The following is a 3,651-nucleotide window of genomic DNA, read 5'->3' as shown; positions in this document are numbered from 1 at the left end:
GTCAGCCCCTTCAGTGGGCGATGTTGTTCCGCCGCGGGTGCCACAACCCGTAGCCCCCACTGTAACTGCGAGGACGACGGCGAACGCGCCCAGGAGTTTTTTGATTCTCACTATGTTCTCCTTCCGCTGACCGGGGGTCAGCGAACTGGTGCTTGGCCGACAAGCATCTGCGCTTACGGCTGTGTCCCGGCCAGTGATGTCCGGTTTCCTCACGAGGGGTCTGATGACCCCCTGCCAGGAAGAATTTGAGGGTCAGGGCCGGCGAACGGATGCCGGTCTTGAATACTCCGAGCTGCTGCTAGATCTACCGTGACACTACAATGACGATATAGCGTCCTGTGAGCGCTAACAACTACCATAGAGTAACCCGAGTTTCTATTGTGAGTCAAATCACATTTTAGCAACTCCCTCAGAACCCTTCGGGTTGGAGCACAAAATCGACCGTGTGATACCGGATTCCGTTGACCTGAAGCTCCAGGCTGTGCTTCCCGGGATGGTGGACACGCGTGGTCATCTGGCGGAAAGCGTGCCGTTTGGAAAAGCTCTTGGTTTCACCCGGAACCAGGGTAACAGTGGCAAGTTTGAAGACCTTTGGCGAGCGCGATCCATTCGCCTTGCGGTAATGCACCACATAGTCAACGGCGAGCCTCGCAGGTTCTGCCCCGGTGTTGGAAATCTCGAAAGCAAAGGCCAGATCCGAGGGGAGAACGACGTCGGCCCGGTCCAGTTGCGGTGCGCTGACACTGAGGTCCGCCGGGGCAAAGCCTTGCAGGGCCAGTGCCTGTGGGTGGCCCTTCTTGATCAGTGTCCGCAAGCCGTGCCGTACAACTGAGACAGTGTTGCGATCCGGATTCGCCAGCCAACGAGCCGCCGCTGCAATCACCAGGTCCGGTGCGTGGCGGGCGAGGTCGTTGAGGTGGTTGGCCACGGAGCGCCTCACGTACTCGTGGGGGTCCCGGTAGAGTACGTCAAGGATGGGGACTGTCGCTTCAGGGCGATCGATTATGGCGGATACGCGCACCGCCCAGGGCAGGTAGGGCCGCGTGCCTTCGCTGGCGAGGCGCCTGACATGTTCATCCGGGTGTAAGGCCCAGGACTGGACCGCCGTCAACGATCGCGGAAGGTTGGCCGCCAGCAGCCGGCGAATCGCGAATTCCGCAGTCAGCCGCGGCGTCAGTTCGGCCAGCAATACCAGGCAGTCATCGAAATGTGCTGCATCTCCTGAGTCCAACGCCAAGGTAACTGCAGTCTCGGTCACCGGCCACACCGCCCACCCGGAGAACCCCGGATCCTGCAGGGCGCGCCGGAACGTGAGCGCCGCCGTCGTATAGATTTCACCGGCCAGAGTGCTGTCAGCCGGGTGCCCGAAGTCTGCAAGGAGTGCTTGGCTTATGTGATCGGCCCGCTCCCGCAGGCTCAGCCCATCCAGAGTTGCCCCTGCAGCCGTGAGCTCCGGCCAGCTTCGGCCGGGAGTTGCCGATATGAGCGTCCCGCGTAATGAATCGACAGCGGCCTGATTGATCAGTTCGTTCATGGCGCCCATGGAGTCAGGGTACTCCGGGCAGGCCGCCCAAGGATTTCATTTCAGCATTTTAGCTGGGTTCGTTGGTGTCCGCTGGGGCATCTTCCACCTGGTCAGTGCTTTCCGCAGTGGCTGTGGGGTCTTCCTCCGGCTCGAAGGTGTTCGGCTCATTACCGGCGCCCATCCCTACACCCTGGTCGCTGCCCGGGACAGTGCCCTCCGGCCCCGCCATCTTGTCGGACCTGTTGTCGTCTTCGTGGCTCTTCCGGTCCTCACCGGCTGCGTCCATGCTCATGGCCCCTCCTTGCTCTGCTGTCCACTTCTGCCCACGCTAACAGTGCCTCGGGCAAATAGTAAGTAGACTGGCCACCTCCAGCGCCGGAACGCTCAGGCCTCGGAACGGAGATAATTTCTTTACGAAGACGACTTGCACCGGCACGAGGCAGAGACGGAAAAAATGACTGAGAGAACGGCCGATAGTCCGGGGTTTTGGCGCGTTTTCCACGACAAGTTTGTTGTGGAGGAGCGGTACATGACTGCCGCTGCCCGGACCAGGCTCTACCGGGTGGCGGCCGCTCTGATGCTTCTGGGGTGTGTGTTCTTCTTCCTCACCCTGGGGGCCATCCTGAATAAGGATGGGATCGCCGGCAGCGATGATCCCATGCAGTCGTGGTTCCTGACCCAGCGCTCAGAACCCTTGACCACAGCCATGATCATTCTGGCGGTCATCTTTGGTCCGGTGGTGTTGCCGATCATCATCCTGGTGGTGACAGTTGCCTGGGGCCTCGCAGCCAAGCATGCCTGGCGGCCCATCCTGCTTGCCGCCGGAATGTTGACGGGTGTCGTGCTGGCCCAGATCATCGGCCGTTCGGTGGGCCGCAGCCGGCCTCCCATTGAGCAGATGCTGTTCGGACCGGACTCAACGTTTTCCTTTCCCTCCGGTCATGTGCTGGGCGCGGCCGACTTCCTCCTGATTACGGTTTTCCTGGTCTTTTCCCGCCGGAAGCATGTTTGGCCTGCGGCCGTCGGGTTTGCTGCCGCCGCCGTCGGGATCTTTTTCGCCGCGATCAGCCGCCTTTACCTCGGATATCACTGGGTCAGTGACGCCCTCGCATCAGTCTCGCTCTCATTGGTGATCCTTGGCGCGGTCATCGCCATTGATACGTGGCGCACAGCCCGGATCCCCGGTGAGAAGATCACCGGGGAGCTGTCAAAAGCCGACTCGAGCACCGACTGAAGTTCCCGCTCAGCGGCTTGACGTGTCCGATCAGCGGCCGCGCGCGCGCTTCAGGTCCCGGTGGAGCTTGGCGTTGATTTCCTCCAGTTCCAGGACTTTGGCCACGCCTGCAAGGTTGAGCCCTTCGTCAAGCAGTTCACCGATCCGCCGCAGTACGGCGACGTCGGATTCGCTGTACTGGCGCGTTCCGCCTGAGGTGCGATCGGGCGTAAGCAGGCCCTTTCGCTCGTACTGCCGAATGTTCTGTTGACCGGTCCCGAGCAGTTGCGCTACTACCGAGATCGCATACACGCCAACGTCCTCTCCGTGCTCTGCCATGACGCTCCTTAGCTTTGTGCTCAACAGCTCTTGCCATAGTCTCTCACTGGTGTTATAAAAAATCTATATCCAAGACCACAGATTGGTGGAATGGATACCCAAAAGATATGAGCAACTACCTCATGCTGAAGGAGTGGGAAATGATGTTGATGCGCACCGACCCGTTCCGTGAGTTGGACAGGTTCACGCAGCAGGTCTTTGGAACGGCAGCCCGGCCGGCCGCCATGCCCATGGATGCCTGGCAGGCTGACGGGGAATTCGTCGTCGCGTTTGACCTGCCTGGGGTCAATGCCGATTCCGTGGACCTCAATGTCGAACGCAACGTTCTGACCGTCCGTGCGGAACGCGGTGAACCGGCAGGCGAAGGTGTTGAACTGATTGTTTCCGAGCGGCCCCGTGGCGTCTTCAGCCGCCAGCTGATCCTCGGTGACACGCTTGACACTGAGGCCGTCAAGGCAAGCTACGACGCCGGTGTCCTGACCCTCCGCATTCCGGTCGCGGAGCAGGCCAAGCCCCGCAAGATCGAAATTGAGACGAAGCGCCGGCAGGAAATCAACAGGTAACTCCAGCGGGA

General features: G+C 60.7%; 5 protein-coding genes. 2 read left to right on the top strand and 3 right to left on the bottom strand.

What is annotated here, in order from left to right:
• Positions 1-409: 409 nt before the first annotated feature.
• Both RIN13_RS17940 and RIN13_RS17935 read right to left on the bottom strand, forming a co-directional pair.
• The gene (locus tag RIN13_RS17940) at positions 410-1,543 is read right to left on the bottom strand and encodes a DNA alkylation repair protein (RefSeq protein WP_309108679.1); all 1,134 of its coding nucleotides are present in this window, start codon (positions 1,541-1,543) and stop codon (positions 410-412) included.
• A gap of 49 nt (positions 1,544-1,592) precedes the next feature.
• Entirely contained in the window at positions 1,593-1,817 is a 225-nt protein-coding gene (locus RIN13_RS17935; RefSeq protein WP_309108678.1) for a hypothetical protein, read from the bottom strand.
• A 162-nt stretch (positions 1,818-1,979) separates the two neighbouring features.
• On the opposite strand from RIN13_RS17935, the gene RIN13_RS17930 reads away from it, so the two are divergent.
• A complete protein-coding gene (locus RIN13_RS17930) occupies positions 1,980-2,759 on the top strand; it encodes a phosphatase PAP2 family protein (RefSeq protein ID WP_309108677.1) in 780 nt (259 codons plus the stop codon).
• Between the two features lie 30 nt (positions 2,760-2,789).
• On the opposite strand, the gene RIN13_RS17925 is transcribed toward RIN13_RS17930, so the two are convergent.
• Positions 2,790-3,077, bottom strand: coding sequence for a MerR family transcriptional regulator (locus tag RIN13_RS17925; RefSeq protein WP_309108676.1), 288 nt, complete (start codon positions 3,075-3,077; stop codon positions 2,790-2,792).
• A 143-nt stretch (positions 3,078-3,220) separates the two neighbouring features.
• On the opposite strand from RIN13_RS17925, the gene RIN13_RS17920 reads away from it, so the two are divergent.
• Positions 3,221-3,640, top strand: a complete 420-nt coding sequence (locus RIN13_RS17920) for an Hsp20/alpha crystallin family protein (RefSeq protein ID WP_309108681.1) — start codon at positions 3,221-3,223, stop codon at positions 3,638-3,640.
• Positions 3,641-3,651: the final 11 nt, after the last annotated feature.

Source organism: Arthrobacter sp. (genome assembly GCF_031179985.1).
Classification (GTDB): domain Bacteria; phylum Actinomycetota; class Actinomycetes; order Actinomycetales; family Micrococcaceae; genus Arthrobacter.
Note: the sequence above shows the minus strand (reverse complement) of the source record. Positions and strands in the feature narration are given on the sequence as shown.

Bases quoted from the DNA above. Each gene is read 5' to 3' on its own strand.
- RIN13_RS17940 (WP_309108679.1), bottom strand. From the start codon at position 1,543: ATGGGCGCCATGAACGAACTGATCAATCAGGCCGCTGTCGATTCATTA.
- RIN13_RS17935 (WP_309108678.1), bottom strand. From the start codon at position 1,817: ATGAGCATGGACGCAGCCGGTGAGGACCGGAAGAGCCACGAAGACGAC.
- RIN13_RS17930 (WP_309108677.1), top strand. From the start codon at position 1,980: ATGACTGAGAGAACGGCCGATAGTCCGGGGTTTTGGCGCGTTTTCCAC.
- RIN13_RS17925 (WP_309108676.1), bottom strand. From the start codon at position 3,077: ATGGCAGAGCACGGAGAGGACGTTGGCGTGTATGCGATCTCGGTAGTA.
- RIN13_RS17920 (WP_309108681.1), top strand. From the start codon at position 3,221: ATGTTGATGCGCACCGACCCGTTCCGTGAGTTGGACAGGTTCACGCAG.